We start from the raw sequence: 16,793 nt of genomic DNA, 5'->3' as shown, positions 1-16,793 counted from the left end.
GATGACAACGCGCAAGGAACGGCTGAAGAAACTGGTCAAGGTACAGGAGCAGTTGAAGGCCCTGCACGAGACCCGCCATGCGAGCTTCGTGGCTGCGGCGGCATCCGCAGAGACCGAGGCCAGGGAACTGGTCCAGCATTTCGACGCCGACCAGTCGATGGCGGTCCTGTTTCCAGACCTTTACCATCGCCGCATCGCCAACGCGCTGATCCGGCAGGAGGCGAGCCTGGAAAGCGCCAGGCAGGAGGTCGGGCTGATTGCCACGGCGACGGCGCGCACCAACATGGTCGAGCGAGCCTACAAGGACGTGCGCCGCCAGGACGAGCGCGAACGCTCCGACCGCGACCGGCTCGATCTGATCGCCCAGAAGCGGGGGCAGGAGTAGTGGCGAGAGCTTTTGCTTTGACCCGAAACCAGCCTTTACCACGCCGACTGGCCGCTCGATATCCTTTGGGCCCCGCGATCTTGATGTCCTTTCGTCAGACCGGCAGCCCGAGCTGCTTTCGCAGGCTTTTGTCGAATGCGGACGCGGGGACGAAACGGCGCAGGAGACTGACCTGGCGCGCCATTTTTCCCGCCGCGTAGCGTTTCTTCGGAGTGGGATCGATCGCAGCGGCCAAAACGGTCTGGGCTACCACTTCGGGCGCATCGCCTTTTTCCATCGCTTTCCGCACGGCTACAGTCATGCCAGCGCGGGCGGAATCATAAATATCAAGCAACTGATCGGGGGCGGCGAGATTGTCCTCGAATGACGTGCGGGTATAGGCGGGCTCCACCAACGAAACGCGAATACCGAACGGGCGCAATTCGTGATCGAGCGATTCGGAATAGCCTTCAACGGCATGTTTGGTCGACGAATAAAGCGCGAAATAGGGGGCGGGGATAAACCCCTGTACCGAACTCAAATTAACGATTCTGCCCTTCCCTTGGCGTCGCATTGCCGGCAACACCGCGTTGGTCACGCGGAAAACGCCGAAGACGTTGACGTCGAACAGCGCCTGAGCCTGTGCGGTCGAGGACTCCTCCGCGCCGCCAAACAGACCCATGCCGGCATTGTTGACAAGCAGGTCGATGCGTCCGGCCTTGGCCAGAACGTCATCGACCATTTTCGCAACGGACGCGTCGTCGGTCACGTCGCAGGTCAGCATGGTAACGCCGTCGGATTGTTTGGAGACCGTGCGACGGCTGGTTCCGAATACGCGATAGCCCGCGTTCCGTAGGGTGTTGGCGGTTGCGCGCCCGATGCCGGAGGACGCCCCTGTGACGAGGGCGACGCCGGGATTGGTCTTGTTCATGGAAATCATTTCCTTCTTTGCGTTGGATCGGAGTTGGAGAAGCATGAAAGGTCGGAGCAAAGGGCGTCAGTCATGACTGCCTCTGGCGCTCGCGTCAGGCTACCGGGTGGTTCCAGCGTCTGAACAAGGCGCTGGCATTCACGCCGCCAAAGCCGAATCCATTGGAGATCGCGTACTCCATCTCCACTGGCCGGGGTTCGTTTGCGACGAAGTCGATTCCGTCGCCGGCCGGATCGGCCGCGCCCAGATTGAGGGTCGGCGGGGCGACCTGATCCCTGAGCGCCCGGATCGCGAAGATGGCACCAAGCCCGCCAGCCGCGCCCAGCAGGTGTCCGGTCGCCGATTTCGTTGCGCTGACTGCTATCGCGTAATCGCGCCCGAACACGCTCTTGATTGCCTCGATCTCACCCAGGTCGCCTACTGGCGTGGAGGTCGCATGCGCATTGAGATGACGAACCTCGCGCGGCGAAATCCCTGCTTGCGCAATTGCGATCTCCATGGCTCGGCGCGCACCGTCGCCGTCCTCAGGACCAGAAGTGACGTGGTGAGCATCCGCGGTCGTCCCGTAGCCGACGAGCTCGGCGAGCGGTTTTGCGCCGCGCGCCAGCGCATGCCTCAATTCCTCGATGACCAGCATGCCGGCTCCTTCGCCCATGACGAAGCCGTCGCGCGACTTGTCGAATGGTCGGGAGGCCTCATCAGGACGGTGATTAAAGGAGGTCGAAAGAGAGCGTGCCGCAGCAAACCCACCGAGGCTGACGATATTCATGCATGCTTCCGTCCCGCCGCACACGGCAATATCGGCTTCATTGGCGCGAATAAGACGAGCCGCATCGCCGATCGCCTGGATGCCGGCCGCGCACGCCGTCACCGGCGCGCCGAGTGGGCCTTTGAAGCCATGGCGGATCGAGATGTGGCCTGCAGCAAGATTCACCAGGAAGGACGGCACCGTAAAGGGCGACAGGCGGCGGACGCCACGCAGGTCGACGGTGCGCACCGCCTCGGTGATGGCGGGAAATCCGCCGATCCCTGAAGCGATGATCGTGGCCGTGCGCAGGCGGTCCGTTTCCGAGCCCGGCTTCCATTTTGCCTGCACAAGCGCCTCTTGCGCCGCCGCCAGCGCAAAGAGAATGAACCGATCTACCTTGCGCTGATCCTTCGGCGGCAGGACGGCATCCGGATCGAAACCAGCGTCCGGATCTTCTTCTATGGAGGGCACCACCCCGCCGATCTTCGCGGGCAGGTCGCCCACCACATCGTCCGGAAGCCTCCGGATGCCCGAGCGGCCGGCCAGGAGACGCGACCAAGACGCTTCAACATCGGCAGCAAGGGGCGTGACCGCCCCCATGCCTGTAACCACAATCCGTCGCATCTATTCTCCTATCACTTGGGTGCGCCGACAGCGCTGTCCACGCCGTTCAAGCGGTGACTGCTTCGCGAACCTGATCGGTCGCCGCATCCAGAAAAGCCTGCGCGAGGCCCGGGTCGTTGACGACCCGCGAGAGCAGCACCGCGCCTACCATTGTCGAGAGAATGGCCATGGCCTTGCCGCCGGCCTCGTCGCCGTCGGCCTCGCCAACCCAACTGCCAAGCATCTCAAGGTACTTCTTGATCCCGGCTTCGAATGACGCCTTCACGTCGGCACCCTGTCTGGCAGCATCCGAGCCGAGTGCAACGACCGGGCAGCCATCCATCTTTTCTTCGCGATGATCCATGCTGAGATAGAATGAGATCACTGCGTCGAGCGGATTCTCGGGGTTTGCTGCTGTTGCGGCCGACCACCGGTGGGTGGCGCTCTCCATCGCCCGCCTGGATGCCTGCGCAGCCAAGTCGTCCTTTGACGCGAATTGCTTGTAAAAGGCGCCTTGGGTCAGTCCGGCACCCTTCATCAGATCCTTGAGGCCGATGCCGTCAAAGCCTCGCTCCCGAAAAAGACGGCTTGCCACATTGATCACGGCTTGGCGGTTTTCCGCAGCTTGGGTCCGACTCACGCGCATCGTCATCTCCGGTTTTTAGATTACGCTCCTAATCTATACCTTATATAGAGTGTGAACGCAATCTATTGCGGCTCGAGCAATTAAGCCGACTGCGGATGAGATCTATGAGGTTTCGACGGAGGAACTGGAACGACGACCAGTTTAGGCTGCCAACACGCCTGCATTCCGCCCTCTCCCGCGCAAGCCTGCCACAAGCTTGTTGCGGCATGGTCCTTCCAGGAAACCCGGCAAAGAGGCGGACTTTCTTGGCGATTTCTCCACCCAGTGACATCGTTCTCGATGTTGCCCGCGCCGTCGACCCGACGGACATCGAGGCTGCCCGTGCCGCGCTCACCAAGCGGGCCAACGGCGTTGGCGGTACTTTCTCTGTCGACATGGCGGCTTCGGTCGACGCCGGTTCGATCCTGTCGCGCGCCACGGCCGACAAGGCCGCTGCAGGCGCCGATCCCGCCAACAAGTTCAAGAAGTTCGAGGCGATGGTCCTGCAGACCTTCATCCAGAACATGCTGCCCAAGGATACCGAGGGCGTTTACGGCAAGGGGCTGGCGGGCGATATGTGGAAATCGCAGCTGGCCGAGCACGTCGCCGACGTCATGGCCGAGCGCGGCGGCATCGGCATCGCCAAATCGCTGCTGGCCGACCATTACAAGGACGGCAAGCGCACCGTGCCTTTAGGGCCGGTGTCAACCGGGCCGCACAAGACCGAGATCGACCAGCAGACCCGGCTCTCCACCTCGCTGGTCGAGGAATTGCAGCGCAAGGCCGCACGGTCGATGACCGGCGACGAGACGACCATCAAAACCGACATCAAGATCTAGACCAGGATTTTCAATGGCCGATTTTTCAAAATTCTCTTCCAACCTGCCGGCGCGTACTTCCGAGGCGCCGATCCCCTTTGCACGGCCGGGCAACCTTGCCGCCATCATCGGCCGCATCGAGGAGGCGGTCGAGGAAGAGACGGCGGGTCTGAAGAACGACACAAGCTATGACCTCAAGGCCTCGAACGCCCGCAAGAGCCGCTACCTCTATGAGCTGACCCGCGCCATGAAGGGCGCCAACGAGCTCGAGTTCCTGGAAGAGCACCGCGACAGCCTGGCGCGGCTGCGCCAGAAGCTGGCGAAGAACGAGGCCGCGATCCTCGCCCACCTCAACGCGGTCAACGAGGTCGCGACGCTCCTGAAGAACGCCATCCAGCGCGCCGAAGCCGACGGCACCTACTCGGCCGGCGAATTCGGATGGGCGAGCTGATGATCTCGGCAACAGGCGGGACCAGCCGGTGATCAAATTCATCGCCGCCGCGATCTGGATCTGCGCCGCCACGCTGGGCGCCGTGTTCTATTCGTTCCAGGCGGCCGGCGAGCGCGGCGTCGGCGAAACGCCGAAGCCGATGCTGGGCGGTCTCGACTACGTCAAGACCGACATCATCTCGGTGCCGCTGATCCGCAATTCCAAGATCGACGGCTATTTCCTCACCAAGCTCGTCTACACGGTCGAGCCGGCCGAGATAAAGAAGATGTCGATCCCGGCCGAAGCGCTGATGACCGATCAGGTCTATTCCTATCTCTACTCCAACCCGCAGATCGACTTCACCAAGAAGGAAACCATCGATCTCGACGCCTTCCGCAAGGCCATACGCGACACCGTCAATGCCCGCGTCGGCGCCGACCTGGTGCACGAAGTGCTGATCGACCAGGTCAACTTCCTGACCAAGGACGAGATCCGCGACAACGCCATGCGACGCCGCAAGGACCCGGCCACGCCGACCGAACCGGCCGCGGCGGAATCGGCCCAGGGCGAGCCGGCCAAACCGGCCGCGGAGCACTGACCCCGCCGCAGGAGGGATGTTCCCTTCGCCTTTGTCCCTTCCGACTGAAACGAGATGACGCACCGCGTTGACGTTTACGTCAACTCGAAGCTATATGCGCCGAGCGACCAGGATCGCGGCACGCGCGAGACAGCGACTTCGGCACAGGCCGGTCACTGACGCGCGGCAAAACGCAACGAGACGAGGAGAACAGTCATGAGCGTTCAGGAGATTGCCGAGAAGATGAAGTCGCGCGTGGCGAGTGCCGGGTTCGAACATTCGGTGAAATTCGATACCGGCAGCGACGGCGTCATCGTCATCGACGGCGCAACCGTCTCGACCACCGACGCACCGACCGACTGCACCGTCAAGCTCTCGCTCGACGATCTGGATTCGCTGATCGCCGGAGACCTCAACCCGACCATGGCGTTCATGTCCGGCAAGATAAAGGTCGAAGGCGACATGACAGTCGCCATGGCGCTCAGCCAACTGCTCGGCTAATCCCGTCGCAAAAGCAAAACGCCGCCCATCAGGCGGCGTTTTGCTTTTGTCGACCCCAGGCTTTTGCGCCCTAGAAAGCCGAAGGCTTTACGCCGCGAAGGTCAGCGGCAGCACCTTGAGCTTGCGCCCGGCCGCCTTCACCGTGCCATGCGCGCCGTCGAGCGCGCCCTCGACCAGTTCCAGCGCCAGCAGGCGATGCCGCTCGTACGGACCTGGCATCGCCAGCGCGCCCGTCTTGTCAGCTGAGAAGCCGAAGCGACCATAGTAAGGCGCATCGCCGACCAGCAGGATCGCAGCATGGCCGAGACGCGCGGCCTCGGCCAGCGCATGGCGCATCAGCGCCGAGCCGATGCCGGCATTCTTCAGCGCGGGGTCAACGGCAAGCGGGCCGAGCAGCAGCGCTGCCGGACCGCCCTCGCCCACCCTCACATCCCACAGCCGCACGGTGCCGACAACCGCGCCCGCCGCATCGCGCACGACAAACGCGAGGCCTTCGGAAGGCCGGCGGCCGCGCCGCAGCTTCTCCGACGATTTCTTGCGCCGCATCGGGCCCATGGCATCGTCAAGCAGTGCCTCGCGCGATGCAATGTCGGCCGCAGTTTCAGCGACGATGACAATGGCGCGGCTATTCTCCCCCCTTGAGGGGGGGATGTCGCCGAAGGCGACAGAGGGGGTCGCCGCGCGTGAAGCGCCAACGCCCCTTATCGCAAAAGAAGTCGAGGCAGCCGAGGCGACCCCCTCTGGCCTGCCGGCCATCTCAAGGGGGGAGATCCCCACGGCACCGTCAATGTAATTTGCAATGTCCATTTCCGCGATCCTTCACGAGCGGAGCTTGTTCCACAGGCGAACCCAAGTGGGCGACAAACGCCCACCTGGGATGATCTGATCGGTCCTTTCGAACCGTCAGATCACGTAGGATCGGAGAGGCTCGAAGCCGTTGAAGGCGACCGCCGAGTAGGTGGTCGTGTAGGCGCCGGTGCCTTCGATCAGCACCTCGTCGCCGATGGTCAGCGACAAGGGCAGCGGATACGGCGTCTTTTCGTACATCACGTCGGCCGAATCGCAGGTCGGGCCGGCGAGCACGCAAGGTGCTGTCTCCGTGCCGTCATGACGGGTCACGAGCGGATAGCGGATCGCCTCGTCCATCGTCTCGGCCAGACCGCCGAACTTGCCGATGTCGAGGAACACCCAGCGCACATTGTCGTTGTCGGCCTTCTTGGAGATCAGCACGACTTCCGACTTGATGACGCCGGCATTGCCGACCATGCCGCGGCCCGGCTCGATGATCGTCTCCGGGATGGCGTTGCCGAAATGCTTGCGCAGGGCCGAGAAGATCGCCTGGCCATAGGCCTGGGCGGCCGGCACGTCACGCAGATAGCGCGTCGGGAAACCGCCGCCCATATTGACCATCTTCAACACGATGCCTTCGTCGGCGAGCGTGGCGAACACCTTCTTGGCGTCGCCCAGCGCGCGGTCCCAGGCCGTCAGGTCGGTCTGCTGCGAGCCGACATGGAACGACACGCCATAGGCGTCGAGGCCGAGCGTCTTGGCATGGCGCAGCACGTCGACGGCCATCGCCGGCACGCAGCCGAACTTGCGCGACAGCGGCCATTCGGCGCCTTCGCCATCGGTCAGGACGCGGCAGAACACGCGGGCGCCGGGAGCGACGCGAGCGATCTTGTCGACCTCCTCGACGCAATCGACCGCGAACAGCCGGATGCCGAGCTGGTAGGCGCGTGCAATGTCACGCTCCTTCTTGATGGTGTTGCCGAAGGAGATGCGGTCCGCCGGCGCACCGGCGTCCATCGCCATCTCGACTTCGGCAACGGAAGCGGTGTCGAAGGACGAGCCCATCGCAGCAAGGAGGCGCAGGATTTCCGGCGCCGGGTTTGCTTTCACCGCATAGTAGATCCTGGAATCGGGCAGCGCCTTTTCGAAGGCGCGGAAATTGTCGCGCACGACATCGAGGTCAACGACGAGGCAGGGGCCGGACGGACGTCGGGTGGCGAGGAAGTCAAGGATGCGCTGGGTGGCCATCGGGGTCTCTCCATCGCGCCTTTCGGCGCGCACAAGGGTGCGGACGCGGGCTGTCGGCCTCGCGAACACGCGGTCAAACAAAGGCGGGACGTCGAATTCATGGAACCAGCCGGTGGAGACCCCGGAACCATGAAACGCCGTCTCGCGGCGATGAACCTTGGCCTTGCCCGGCCTCGGTTCGCTTTGTCTGCCTTGGCTTGGATGGGAGACCCGTCCGCACTGCCGGCAATGAAGGTGTGCCTCTTTAGTAACCCCGGTCTTTGGACAACCGGAAGAGAACCAGAAAGGCCCGCACCGTCGTTGCTTCAAGGTGTCCTCGGGCTGGCGGTTGGCCGCTAGACCGACTGGAGGGGTTGGCTCCAGTTACCTTACCGATTTCCCTCACCATTCGAGGATCGGCGGACACCCACAGGCACGTGCGACTTTGGGCAAGCGCGATATAAGATCGAAAGATTTCACAATCAATAAAAATCGTATCCCAGGTTGTAAAATTTCTGGCATCGAACAATGCTGCGCCAACCGTATCCGGATATCGAACGATGACAGGCACGCACGGCCCGCTCAACGCTTTCCTCAATCTGCGTCGAATGCCGGTCGCCAATGCGGAACCGGGGCCGCTGGCCGGGCTCAGGCTGGCCGTGAAGGACATTTACGACGTCGCCGGCTACCGTACCGGTTGCGGCAATCTGGCGAAGTTCAACGAGGCGCACGCAGCCTCCAGCACCGCACCGGCCGTACAGATGATTCTCGATGCCGGCGCGCGCTTCATCGGCAAGACGCAGACCGACGAGCTCGCATTCTCGCTGATGGGCCAGAACGCGCATTTTCCGTTCCCGGTGAACCCGGCAGCACCCGATCGCGTCACCGGCGGATCGTCGTCTGGGTCGGCGGCGGCAGTGGCGGGCAAGCTTGCCGACATCGCCACCGGCTCCGACACCGGCGGCTCGATCCGCGCGCCGGCGAGCTTTTGCGGGCTGATAGGGCTGCGCACCACGCATGGCCGCATTTCGCTCGAAGGCACGATGAAGCTGGCGCCGAGCTTCGACACGTTCGGCTGGTTCGCCGACGACATCGAAACCTATGAGACGATCGGCAAATTGCTGCTCGGCCGCGACCCGCACCAGCACCCGCTCAACCGGCCGCTTTCGATCCGCTGGCTGGACGCCTTCGTGGCAGGCCCGGCCGAGGCAGCCGAATATGCCAGGATGAGAGCGCTGGCGGCCACTGTGGTCGGTGAACCAAAGCCGGTGGAATACGTCTTCGCTTCCTTCCCCGACGAGCTCTACTGGTGCTTTCGCCGGCTGCAGGCCGCCGAAGCCTGGCAGCAGCACGGCGCCTGGATCGTGTCGGGCGAGCGCCATCTCGGGCCGGGCGTCGAGGAACGCTTTGGCTTTGGCCGGACGATCGACGCCAAGACGGCGCAGGCCGAAGCGGTGCGCCGCCTGACCTTCCGCTCCGAGCTTGCCGCCCTGCTCGGCCAGGACGGATTTCTGGTCCTGCCGACGGTTCCAGGCCCCGCGCCTTTGGTCAAAAGCGAGCCGCAGCAGCTCCAGGCTTACCGCGAAAGGGCCTTGCATCTTTTGTGTCTCTCGGGTCTTTCAGGCTTCCCGCAAATCACCCTGCCGCTGGGCTCGGTCGACGGCGCCCCTTTCGGCCTCTCGCTTCTCGGCCCTCCCGGCAGCGACATTGCCCTGATACGGCTCGGCCGGCGGCTTCTCGATACGGCACGAAAGGCCTGATCCATGGACACACTGACCCGCATGCGCGCCTTCATCGACGTCGTCGAGGCCGAAGGTTTTTCCGCGGCTGCGCGCAAGATCGGCCGCTCCAAGGCGCTGCTGTCGAAATATGTGCGCGAACTCGAGGACGAACTCGGCGCGCTGCTGCTCAACCGCACCACGCGGCAGTTCTCGATGACCGAGGCCGGCCATACCTACTACAGCCGCGCTTCGGAAATCGTGCGCGAGGTCGATAGCCTAGCCGACGCGGTGCGCGAATCCTCCGGCGATGTGCGCGGCAGGATCAAGCTATCGGCGGCGCGCACCTTTGCCGATGCGCCGATCGGCCAGTCGCTGATCGATTTCGCCAAGCAGCATCCCGACATCGTGCTCGACATCCATCTCGACGACCGTTTTGTCGATCTGGTCGAAGAAGGTTTCGATCTTGCGGTGCGCATCTCGCGGCTCGAAAACTCCTCGCTGATCGCCCGGCGCCTTGGACCATTTTCGGTCAGGCTGTGCGCATCGCCGGAGCTGATCGCCAAGCACGGCAAGCCGACGCGCCCGCAGGATCTTGCCAACATGCCCTGCATCGTCGACACCAATGGCCGTTCGCTCGCCAACTGGCGCTTCAAGGGCGAGGGCGAGGAGTCCGTCAGCGTCAACGTGTCGGGGCCGATCGAGGTCAACAGTCCGATGGCCGCGCGTGCTGCCGCCGTGTCAGGCCTGGGCTTCACCATCCTGCCCGATTTCATCGCCGCCCCTGACCTCGCGTCCGGCCGGCTGGTTTCTTTGCTCGACGATCGCATCCAGTCGGGCAGCGGCATTTTTGCTGTCTACCCCCACCGCCGCTATCTGCCGGCCAAGGTCCGTGTTTTCGTCGATTTTCTGGTGCAGTGGTTCAAGAACCGCGAAGGCGCCTGACCTGCCTTAGCTGTGTCGCGGTCCCAATTTCGCCCGCTTTCTGGTAACCTCTCGAAATCTCTCCGAGGCCGATGGAACAGCGACCGAGAATGCACTGGAAATGCCACGCAATCATGCTGGCTTCGGCCTTGGCGGCGCCTTTTGCCGCCGTTGGAGCGGCTGGCGCGCATCCTCACGTCTTTGCCGAGGCCCGCCTCGACGTGATCCTCTCGCCGGATCACCAAAGTGTGAAAGCGCTGCGCCATCTCTGGCGCTTCGACGATTTGTTTTCGAGCACGGTGATGATGGAGTTCGACAAGAACTCCGACCTGAAGCTTGACGACAAGGAGCTGAAGGATGTCGCCGACACCGTCCATGCCTCGCTGGCCGAGTTCAATTATTTCCAGCTCGTCACCGTCGACGGCAAGGACGTGCCGATGACGCCGCCGCCGCATCTGATGGCCAATTTCGACAATGACCAGCTGATCATCCTGTTCGAATCCGAGCCGAAGGAGCCGATCAAGCTCGCCGGCAAGATTGATTTCGGTGTCTACGATCCGACCTTCTACACGGCCATCGATTTCACCGAGGATTCCAACATCACCGTCGAAGGCCTGCCGTCGAACTGCACCAGCAAGGTCATCCGGCCCGATCCGGACGAGGCGATCAAGGAAAACCAGAAGACCCTGACGGAAGCTTTCTTCAACGACCCGACAGGCACCGACATGAGCAAGATCTTCGCCACCAAGCTGGAACTGAACTGCCCGCCAGAAGGATAGATCCGGTGATGAAACCGTCCCTGCGTTTGGCGTTCGGCCTCGTGGCCGCTGCCCTGGTGATGACGCACTTTCTCGGGCAGGCCCACGCCCAGAGTTCGCTCGGCATCGGCGTCAATGACGGCATGGCGCCGACCACCGGCCCGTTCGCCCACATCCTGATGTGGATCAATCTGCGCCAGCAGGAATTTTATCGCGCGCTGGCCACGGCGATGAAAGCGATGCGCGAGGACGGCAGCAAGATGTGGCTGCTGATCGGCCTGTCCTTCGCCTACGGCATTTTCCACGCCGCCGGCCCCGGCCACGGCAAGGCGGTGATCTCGTCCTACATGGTCGCCAATGAAGTGGCGCTCAGGCGCGGCATCCTGTTGTCCTTCGTCTCGGCGCTGCTGCAAGGCCTGACCGCGGTGGTGGTGATGCTGCTTGCCTATTTCGTCCTGCGCGGCACCACCATTTCGATGACCGACGCGGCCTGGTTCATGGAGATCATGAGCTATGTCTTCGTCACCCTGTTCGGCGCCTGGCTGCTGTGGCGCAAGCTCGGCCCAACGGTCCTGCGCTGGTTCGGCAAGGCGCCCGCCTACAGCCTGTCGGCCGCCCATGCCGGTCATTCCCATGGCGGCCATGCCGGCCATTCTCACGCCGGTCACTCGCATGCCGCCCATTCCGCTCACGCGCATGCGCTTCACGCCCATCACGATCATGCCGCGCACGATCACCCTCACGATCACGGCGCCCACGATCATGATCATGCCGGACATGACCATTCCCATCACGACCATGCTCATCACGATCACGCCGCCGGCGAGGTCTGCGATACGTGCGGCCATTCGCATGCGTCCGATCCGGCGCTGTTGTCGGGCGACCGCTTCGACTGGCGTACGGCGTGGTCGGCGGTGGCCGCTGTCGGCATCCGTCCCTGCTCCGGCGCGCTGATTGTGCTGAGCTTCGCGCTGCTCAACGGCCTGTGGCTCGGCGGCCTGCTATCGGTGCTGGCGATGTCGCTCGGCACGGCGATCACCGTCTCGGCGCTGGCGACGATTGCCGTTACCGCCAAGAACTGGGCGGTCTATTTCGCCGGCGATGGCCGCATGGGCAACCGCATCCACACCTTCGTCGAGATCGGCGGCGCCGCCTTCGTCTTCCTGTTCGGACTATTGCTCCTGTCGGCGAGCCTGACTGGCAGCGTCTGATGATTGCGGGTCAGGCCTGACCCCCAATCTTGCCATCGAGCTCATCCTCGATATGCGCTTGGATGATTTCATCAAAACTCTTCTCGGCGCTGAAACCGAGATCCCGTGAGCGCCGCGCCTCGAAGCGCGTCGGCCAGCCCTTGACGATCGCCCAGATCGTTTCGTCAGGCTGCTCGCGGATCAGGCCCGCGACCTTCGGTCCGGCAATGCGCTCCAGCGCCTCGATCTGCTCGCCGACGGTGACGGCAACGCCGGGCATAGTGAGGTTGCGGCGCGGGCCGACGGCGGCACCGTCGATCCCCGCCGCATGGATCAGGAAACTGACCGCCGAGCGCGGGCTGGCATGGGTGTGCAGCACCGAACGCGGCACCGGCAGGATCGCCTCCTGCCCGGCAAGCGGCTCGCGGATGATGCCGGAGAAGAAGCCGGACGCAGCCTTGTTCGGCTTGCCGGGCCGCACGCAAATGGTCGGCAGGCGAATGCCGATGCCGTCGAAGAAGCCGCGCCTGGAATAGTCGGCCAGCAGCGCCTCGCTCATCTGCTTCTGGGTGCCATAGGAGGTCAGCGGCGTCGGGTGGAAGTCATCCGGGATGACATCCGGGAACGGCGCGCCGAACACCGCGATCGACGAGGTGAAGACGAGGCGTGGTGCAAAGCCTGCCAGCCGCACGGCGTCGAACAGCGCCCTGGTGCCATCGAGGTTGACGCGATAGCCGAGATCGAAATTGGCTTCCGCCTCGCCCGACACGATGCCGGCGAGATGGAACATCACGTCGGGGCGTGAAGCGACCAGGCTCACGGCGGCACCGGCGTCGGCAAGGTCGCCGGTATGCGTGGCGATGCTCACACCCTCCATCGCCGGCGCCTGCGGCGGCACGATGTCGTGCAGGTCGAGTGCCGTGATCTTGCGGCCGTTGAGCGTGCCGTCCTTGGCCAGCCGGGCGATGAGTTTGCGGCCGACCATGCCGGCCGCGCCAGTAATCAGGATGCGCATGTCGAAAAAGCCTCTTATTTGCCCTTGTTCTGGCTGCGGCCCCGCAACCAGAACACCAGAAAGAATGCCAGCACGAAGCCGATGCCGACGATGCCGGCAAGAACCGTCGAGACACTGCCGAGCGCCAGCATCACCGTCGGCAGGTAGAACGCCGCGATGCCGAACAGCAGCATGATCCAGGCTGCGGCAATCAGCGCGTTTCTGTTGTCGCGATCCATCATGCCGTCCCACCGTCGCGGAAGCTCGTCAACCTCAATGCCAATGCCATGAAATTCCCTGTCAGTGATAATGGCCGTGATGCGGCCGCGCACCATGGTCGTGGTCATGATCGTGGTCGTGCTCGTCATCGTGCTCGTCATGGCTGTCGGCGCACTGGCCGAACTCCGGCTCGACGGTGGCGTGGCTGATGCCGTGTTCGGCGGCGAGCCGCTTCTTGATGGCGCTGACCGCCTGATGCGGGTCGACGCCATCGTTCAAGCAAGCATGCAGCGTCGCCATGTTGCTGGAGCCGTCCAGCGACCAGACATGCATGTGATGCACTTCGCGCACGCCCTTGATGGTGCCGGCAATATCCTTGGCGATGAGATCGCGGTCGAGGCTTGCCGGCACACCTTCAAGCAGGACGTGGGCGGCTTCGCGCATCAGCGACCAGGCCGTCGACAGGATCAGCACCGAGACCAGCACCGACAGGATCGGATCGATGGGCGTCCAGCCGGTCGCCAGGATGACCAGCGCCGCCACGATCGCTGCCGCCGAGCCGAGCAGGTCACCCAGCACATGCAGGATGGCGCCGCGCATGTTGAGGCTGTCGCGGTCGCCGCCATGCAGCACGAAGAATGACGCGATGTTGACCAGAAGGCCGGCGATCGCCACCACCAGCATCGGCCCACCCAGCACCGGCGCCGGCGTCATCAACCGGCCCCAGGCTTCGTAGACGATCCACAGCGCGATAGCGAAGATGGCGATGCCGTTGGTGTAGGCAACCAGCGTCTTGACCCGGCCGAAGCCGTAGGTGAGACGCACGGTCGCTGGTCGTCCTGCGAGATGGAAGGCATACCAGGCAAGGCCGAGCGCGATGGAGTCGGCCAGCATATGACCGGCATCGGCCAGCAGCGCCAGCGATCCCGTCAGCAGGCCGCCCAGCACTTCGGCAACCATGAAGCCAGCGGTCAGGCAGGCTGCGATCAGCACGCGCTTCTTGTCGGTCGAGCCATGCAGGTGACCGGCGCCGTGGCTGTGGCCAGCGTGCGAACCGTGATCATGGCTGTGCGCCATCGCCTAAACTCCTGCTACGCGCCGAACTCGGCGCGGAAATCCTCGAGCCGCCGCTTCTGCCGGCCTTCGCCATCGAAATTGGCCGGATCGAGCCAGGCCTCATAGGCTTTGCGAAGCGCCGGCCATTCCTTGTCGATGATCGAGTACCACGCGGTATCGCGGTTTTCACCCTTGACCACAAGATGCTGGCGGAAAATGCCCTCGAACTTGAAGCCGAACCGCTCCGCCGCGCGTTTCGAGGGTTCGTTGCGGTTGTTGCATTTCCACTCGTAGCGGCGATAGCCGAGCCCGTCGAAAATGTACTTCATGAACAGGTACTGTGCCTCGGTCGCCGCAGGCTTGCGCGAGACCAGCGGACCCCAATAGATGTTGCCGATCTCGATGACGCCATAGGCGGGATCGATGCGCATCAGCGTCTGCCGCCCGGCGACCTTGCCGCTGGCCTTGTCGATGACGGTGAAGAACAGCGGATCCTCGCTCGCCTCGACCTTGTCCAGCCATGGCTGGAAATCGGCGCGAGTCTGCGGCGGATAGTCGGGCAGCCAGGCAAAGCGGCCGTCGATGTCGGGCACGGATGACGCCTCGTAGAGGCCGTCGCCATGCTTTTCGGCGCTCAACGGTTCCAGCCTGACATAGCGGCCATCGATGGCCTTGCGCTCAGGCCGCGGACGCGCTTGCCAGTCTTTGAGATTTTCAGACACGTAAACTCCAATCCGTTTGACTTTTGTGAGCAGACGCTCACAAAAACGCGACCCAACAGTAAGAACCACACGGACGGGAAAAATGCTCCACACGATTTCGGCCTTCGACCGTCTCGGCGAGGAAAACGCCTTTGCCGTGCTCGCGAGAGCGACGGCGCTGGCTCAACAAGGCCGCGACATCGTCAATCTCGGCATCGGCCAGCCCGACTTCAAAACCCCGCAGCACATCGTCGAGGCGGCGATCAAGGCGCTGCGCGACGGCCACCATGGCTATACCCCGGCCAACGGCCTGCTGGCGACGCGCGAGGCGGTGGTGCGGCGCACGCTGACCACGACCGGCGTCGAGGTTTCGGCCGAGAATGTGATGATCCTGCCCGGCGGCAAGCCGACCATGTTCGCGGCCATCCTGATGTTCGGCGAACCCGGCGCCGAAATCCTCTATCCCGATCCCGGATTTCCGATCTACCGCTCGATGATCGAGTTCACAGGTGCTGGCCCCATCCCGGTGCCGATCCGCGAGGAGAACGGCTTTGCCTTCTCGGCTGAGGAGACGCTGGCGCTGATCACGTCGAAGACCAGGCTCCTGATCCTCAACTCGCCAGCCAACCCGACCGGCGGCGTCACCCCGCGCGCCGAGATCGAGAAGCTGGTCAAGGGATTGGAGAAGCACCCGCAGGTCGCCATCCTCTCCGACGAGATTTATGACGTCATGACCTATGGCGGCGAGACGCATTTCTCGCTGCTCAATTTCCCCGAAATCCGCGACCGGTTGATCGTGCTCAATGGCTGGTCGAAGACCTGGGCGATGACAGGCTGGCGCATGGGCTGGTCGATCTGGCCGAACGGCGACAAGGGCGCCCATCTCTACGACAAGGTGCGCAAGCTGGCGGTCAATTGCTGGTCCTGCGTCAACGCCCCCAGCCAGTTCGCCGGCATCGCGGCAATAGACGGCCCGCAGGACGATGTCGACAAGATGATGCGCGCTTTCGACAACCGCAGGAAGATCGTGGTCGAGGGGCTGAACGCGCTGCCGGGCGTTTCCTGCATCACGCCAAAGGGCGCCTTCTATGCCTTCCCCAATGTTTCGAAGACCGGCTGGAAGGCGAAGAAACTCGCCTCTGCGCTGCTCGAGGATGCCGGCGTGGCGCTGATCGGCGGCCCCGATTTCGGCATTCTCGGCGAAGGCTATATCAGGCTCTCCTACGCCAATTCCGAAGAGAACATTCTGCGCGCGCTGGAGCGGATCGAGGCGTTCCTGAAGAAGTAAGGGGCTGATTGCGAAAAGCTTGCGCCGCCCCTCATTGCCCTGCCGGGCATTTCTCCCCGTATAGTGACGGGGAGAAAGAAGCTATGTCCGAACCGGATAGATAGGTAACAGAATGGACCGATAGCATGGGTGACAGTTTTCTTGTCCGCCGGAGGAACCGGCGATGGTTTGGCGAGAGACTGGCATCATGGACGAGCGGCTTCGGTTTGTTGTGGAGTGTCTTTCTGGAGATGAGACGATGGTGGCGCTTTGTGCGGCCCACGAGATCTCACGCAAGACCGGCTACAAATGGCTTGGACGCTATCGGGAGCTAGGCCCGGAAGGTTTGCACG

At 63.4% G+C, this 16,793-nt stretch carries 20 protein-coding genes; 11 read left to right on the top strand and 9 right to left on the bottom strand.

Going from position 1 to position 16,793, the window contains the following annotated elements; genetic code table 11:
• Position 1 precedes the first annotated feature (1 nt).
• Entirely contained in the window at positions 2 to 385 is a 384-nt protein-coding gene (locus tag AC1D1L_RS03210; protein WP_477338782.1) for a hypothetical protein, read from the top strand.
• 94 nt (positions 386 to 479) lie between these two features.
• Here the strand turns inward: AC1D1L_RS03210 and AC1D1L_RS03205 are convergent, their stop codons facing one another.
• The 3 genes from AC1D1L_RS03205 to AC1D1L_RS03195 form a co-directional block, all read right to left on the bottom strand.
• Positions 480 to 1,295 carry an oxidoreductase gene (locus AC1D1L_RS03205; protein WP_477338780.1) on the bottom strand — a complete coding sequence of 272 codons (816 nt, stop codon included), beginning with the start codon at positions 1,293 to 1,295 and terminating at the stop codon, positions 480 to 482.
• A 94-nt stretch (positions 1,296 to 1,389) separates the two neighbouring features.
• Positions 1,390 to 2,667, bottom strand: coding sequence for a beta-ketoacyl-ACP synthase II (fabF, locus tag AC1D1L_RS03200; protein WP_477338778.1), 1,278 nt, complete (start codon positions 2,665 to 2,667; stop codon positions 1,390 to 1,392).
• A gap of 46 nt (positions 2,668 to 2,713) precedes the next feature.
• On the bottom strand, positions 2,714 to 3,292 hold the full coding sequence (locus AC1D1L_RS03195; protein ID WP_477338776.1) for a TetR/AcrR family transcriptional regulator: 579 nt from the start codon (positions 3,290 to 3,292) through the stop codon (positions 2,714 to 2,716).
• Positions 3,293 to 3,537: 245 nt separating this feature from the next.
• Between AC1D1L_RS03195 and AC1D1L_RS03190 the strand changes: the two genes are divergently transcribed.
• The 4 genes from AC1D1L_RS03190 (at position 3,538) to AC1D1L_RS03175 (ending at position 5,597) form a co-directional block, all read left to right on the top strand.
• Positions 3,538 to 4,110 carry a rod-binding protein gene (locus AC1D1L_RS03190; protein ID WP_477338774.1) on the top strand — a complete coding sequence of 191 codons (573 nt, stop codon included), beginning with the start codon at positions 3,538 to 3,540 and terminating at the stop codon, positions 4,108 to 4,110.
• A gap of 13 nt (positions 4,111 to 4,123) precedes the next feature.
• The gene (locus tag AC1D1L_RS03185) at positions 4,124 to 4,540 is read left to right on the top strand and encodes a hypothetical protein (protein ID WP_192254483.1); all 417 of its coding nucleotides are present in this window, start codon (positions 4,124 to 4,126) and stop codon (positions 4,538 to 4,540) included.
• A gap of 28 nt (positions 4,541 to 4,568) precedes the next feature.
• The gene (locus AC1D1L_RS03180) at positions 4,569 to 5,117 is read left to right on the top strand and encodes a hypothetical protein (RefSeq protein WP_192254485.1); all 549 of its coding nucleotides are present in this window, start codon (positions 4,569 to 4,571) and stop codon (positions 5,115 to 5,117) included.
• 195 nt (positions 5,118 to 5,312) lie between these two features.
• Positions 5,313 to 5,597, top strand: coding sequence for an SCP2 sterol-binding domain-containing protein (locus AC1D1L_RS03175; RefSeq protein ID WP_454574533.1), 285 nt, complete (start codon positions 5,313 to 5,315; stop codon positions 5,595 to 5,597).
• A gap of 87 nt (positions 5,598 to 5,684) precedes the next feature.
• On the opposite strand, the gene AC1D1L_RS03170 is transcribed toward AC1D1L_RS03175, so the two are convergent.
• Both AC1D1L_RS03170 and odc2 read right to left on the bottom strand, forming a co-directional pair.
• Complete coding sequence (locus tag AC1D1L_RS03170) at positions 5,685 to 6,248, bottom strand: GNAT family N-acetyltransferase (RefSeq protein WP_477339726.1); 564 nt, start codon at positions 6,246 to 6,248, stop codon at positions 5,685 to 5,687.
• A 252-nt stretch (positions 6,249 to 6,500) separates the two neighbouring features.
• Positions 6,501 to 7,634: an ornithine/lysine decarboxylase gene (gene odc2, locus AC1D1L_RS03165; protein WP_477338772.1), complete on the bottom strand. Its 1,134-nt coding sequence runs from the start codon at positions 7,632 to 7,634 to the stop codon at positions 6,501 to 6,503.
• A gap of 539 nt (positions 7,635 to 8,173) precedes the next feature.
• Between odc2 and AC1D1L_RS03160 the strand changes: the two genes are divergently transcribed.
• The 4 genes from AC1D1L_RS03160 to AC1D1L_RS03145 all read left to right on the top strand — a co-directional run bounded on the left by AC1D1L_RS03160 (position 8,174) and on the right by AC1D1L_RS03145 (position 12,224).
• The gene (locus tag AC1D1L_RS03160) at positions 8,174 to 9,373 is read left to right on the top strand and encodes an amidase (RefSeq protein WP_477338770.1); all 1,200 of its coding nucleotides are present in this window, start codon (positions 8,174 to 8,176) and stop codon (positions 9,371 to 9,373) included.
• 3 nt (positions 9,374 to 9,376) lie between these two features.
• On the top strand, positions 9,377 to 10,276 hold the full coding sequence (locus AC1D1L_RS03155) for a LysR family transcriptional regulator (protein ID WP_112559302.1): 900 nt from the start codon (positions 9,377 to 9,379) through the stop codon (positions 10,274 to 10,276).
• A gap of 89 nt (positions 10,277 to 10,365) precedes the next feature.
• Positions 10,366 to 11,034 (top strand): DUF1007 family protein, encoded by a 669-nt coding sequence (locus AC1D1L_RS03150; protein WP_477338768.1) that lies wholly within the window; start codon positions 10,366 to 10,368, stop codon positions 11,032 to 11,034.
• Positions 11,035 to 11,042: 8 nt separating this feature from the next.
• Complete coding sequence (locus AC1D1L_RS03145; RefSeq protein WP_477339724.1) at positions 11,043 to 12,224, top strand: nickel/cobalt transporter; 1,182 nt, start codon at positions 11,043 to 11,045, stop codon at positions 12,222 to 12,224.
• A gap of 10 nt (positions 12,225 to 12,234) precedes the next feature.
• Here the strand turns inward: AC1D1L_RS03145 and denD are convergent, their stop codons facing one another.
• The 4 genes from denD to AC1D1L_RS03125 are packed head-to-tail and all read right to left on the bottom strand — an operon-like array spanning position 12,235 to position 15,194.
• The gene (gene denD, locus AC1D1L_RS03140; protein ID WP_477338766.1) at positions 12,235 to 13,218 is read right to left on the bottom strand and encodes a D-erythronate dehydrogenase; all 984 of its coding nucleotides are present in this window, start codon (positions 13,216 to 13,218) and stop codon (positions 12,235 to 12,237) included.
• A 14-nt stretch (positions 13,219 to 13,232) separates the two neighbouring features.
• A complete protein-coding gene (locus AC1D1L_RS03135; protein WP_477339722.1) occupies positions 13,233 to 13,439 on the bottom strand; it encodes a hypothetical protein in 207 nt (68 codons plus the stop codon).
• Positions 13,440 to 13,497: 58 nt separating this feature from the next.
• Positions 13,498 to 14,493, bottom strand: coding sequence for a cation diffusion facilitator family transporter (locus AC1D1L_RS03130; RefSeq protein WP_477338764.1), 996 nt, complete (start codon positions 14,491 to 14,493; stop codon positions 13,498 to 13,500).
• Positions 14,494 to 14,507: 14 nt separating this feature from the next.
• Positions 14,508 to 15,194 (bottom strand): GNAT family N-acetyltransferase, encoded by a 687-nt coding sequence (locus tag AC1D1L_RS03125; protein ID WP_477338762.1) that lies wholly within the window; start codon positions 15,192 to 15,194, stop codon positions 14,508 to 14,510.
• An 82-nt stretch (positions 15,195 to 15,276) separates the two neighbouring features.
• On the opposite strand from AC1D1L_RS03125, the gene AC1D1L_RS03120 reads away from it, so the two are divergent.
• Both AC1D1L_RS03120 and AC1D1L_RS03115 read left to right on the top strand, forming a co-directional pair.
• Positions 15,277 to 16,461: a pyridoxal phosphate-dependent aminotransferase gene (locus tag AC1D1L_RS03120; RefSeq protein WP_477338760.1), complete on the top strand. Its 1,185-nt coding sequence runs from the start codon at positions 15,277 to 15,279 to the stop codon at positions 16,459 to 16,461.
• Positions 16,462 to 16,624: 163 nt separating this feature from the next.
• Positions 16,625 to 16,793 (top strand): helix-turn-helix domain-containing protein (locus AC1D1L_RS03115; RefSeq protein WP_477339720.1); only part of this gene is annotated, 169 nt, incomplete at its 3' end.

The organism is Mesorhizobium sp. P2_D6, from assembly GCF_056404315.1.
This window is presented reverse-complemented; position numbering and strand designations above follow the sequence as displayed.

Bases quoted from the DNA above. Each gene is read 5' to 3' on its own strand.
- AC1D1L_RS03210 (WP_477338782.1), top strand. From the start codon at position 2: ATGACAACGCGCAAGGAACGGCTGAAGAAACTGGTCAAGGTACAGGAG.
- AC1D1L_RS03205 (WP_477338780.1), bottom strand. From the start codon at position 1,295: ATGAACAAGACCAATCCCGGCGTCGCCCTCGTCACAGGGGCGTCCTCC.
- fabF (WP_477338778.1), bottom strand. From the start codon at position 2,667: ATGCGACGGATTGTGGTTACAGGCATGGGGGCGGTCACGCCCCTTGCT.
- AC1D1L_RS03195 (WP_477338776.1), bottom strand. From the start codon at position 3,292: ATGCGCGTGAGTCGGACCCAAGCTGCGGAAAACCGCCAAGCCGTGATC.
- AC1D1L_RS03185 (WP_192254483.1), top strand. From the start codon at position 4,124: ATGGCCGATTTTTCAAAATTCTCTTCCAACCTGCCGGCGCGTACTTCC.
- AC1D1L_RS03175 (WP_454574533.1), top strand. From the start codon at position 5,313: ATGAGCGTTCAGGAGATTGCCGAGAAGATGAAGTCGCGCGTGGCGAGT.
- odc2 (WP_477338772.1), bottom strand. From the start codon at position 7,634: ATGGCCACCCAGCGCATCCTTGACTTCCTCGCCACCCGACGTCCGTCC.
- AC1D1L_RS03160 (WP_477338770.1), top strand. From the start codon at position 8,174: ATGACAGGCACGCACGGCCCGCTCAACGCTTTCCTCAATCTGCGTCGA.
- AC1D1L_RS03155 (WP_112559302.1), top strand. From the start codon at position 9,377: ATGGACACACTGACCCGCATGCGCGCCTTCATCGACGTCGTCGAGGCC.
- AC1D1L_RS03150 (WP_477338768.1), top strand. From the start codon at position 10,366: ATGCACTGGAAATGCCACGCAATCATGCTGGCTTCGGCCTTGGCGGCG.
- AC1D1L_RS03145 (WP_477339724.1), top strand. From the start codon at position 11,043: ATGAAACCGTCCCTGCGTTTGGCGTTCGGCCTCGTGGCCGCTGCCCTG.
- denD (WP_477338766.1), bottom strand. From the start codon at position 13,218: ATGCGCATCCTGATTACTGGCGCGGCCGGCATGGTCGGCCGCAAACTC.
- AC1D1L_RS03135 (WP_477339722.1), bottom strand. From the start codon at position 13,439: ATGATGGATCGCGACAACAGAAACGCGCTGATTGCCGCAGCCTGGATC.
- AC1D1L_RS03130 (WP_477338764.1), bottom strand. From the start codon at position 14,493: ATGGCGCACAGCCATGATCACGGTTCGCACGCTGGCCACAGCCACGGC.
- AC1D1L_RS03120 (WP_477338760.1), top strand. From the start codon at position 15,277: ATGCTCCACACGATTTCGGCCTTCGACCGTCTCGGCGAGGAAAACGCC.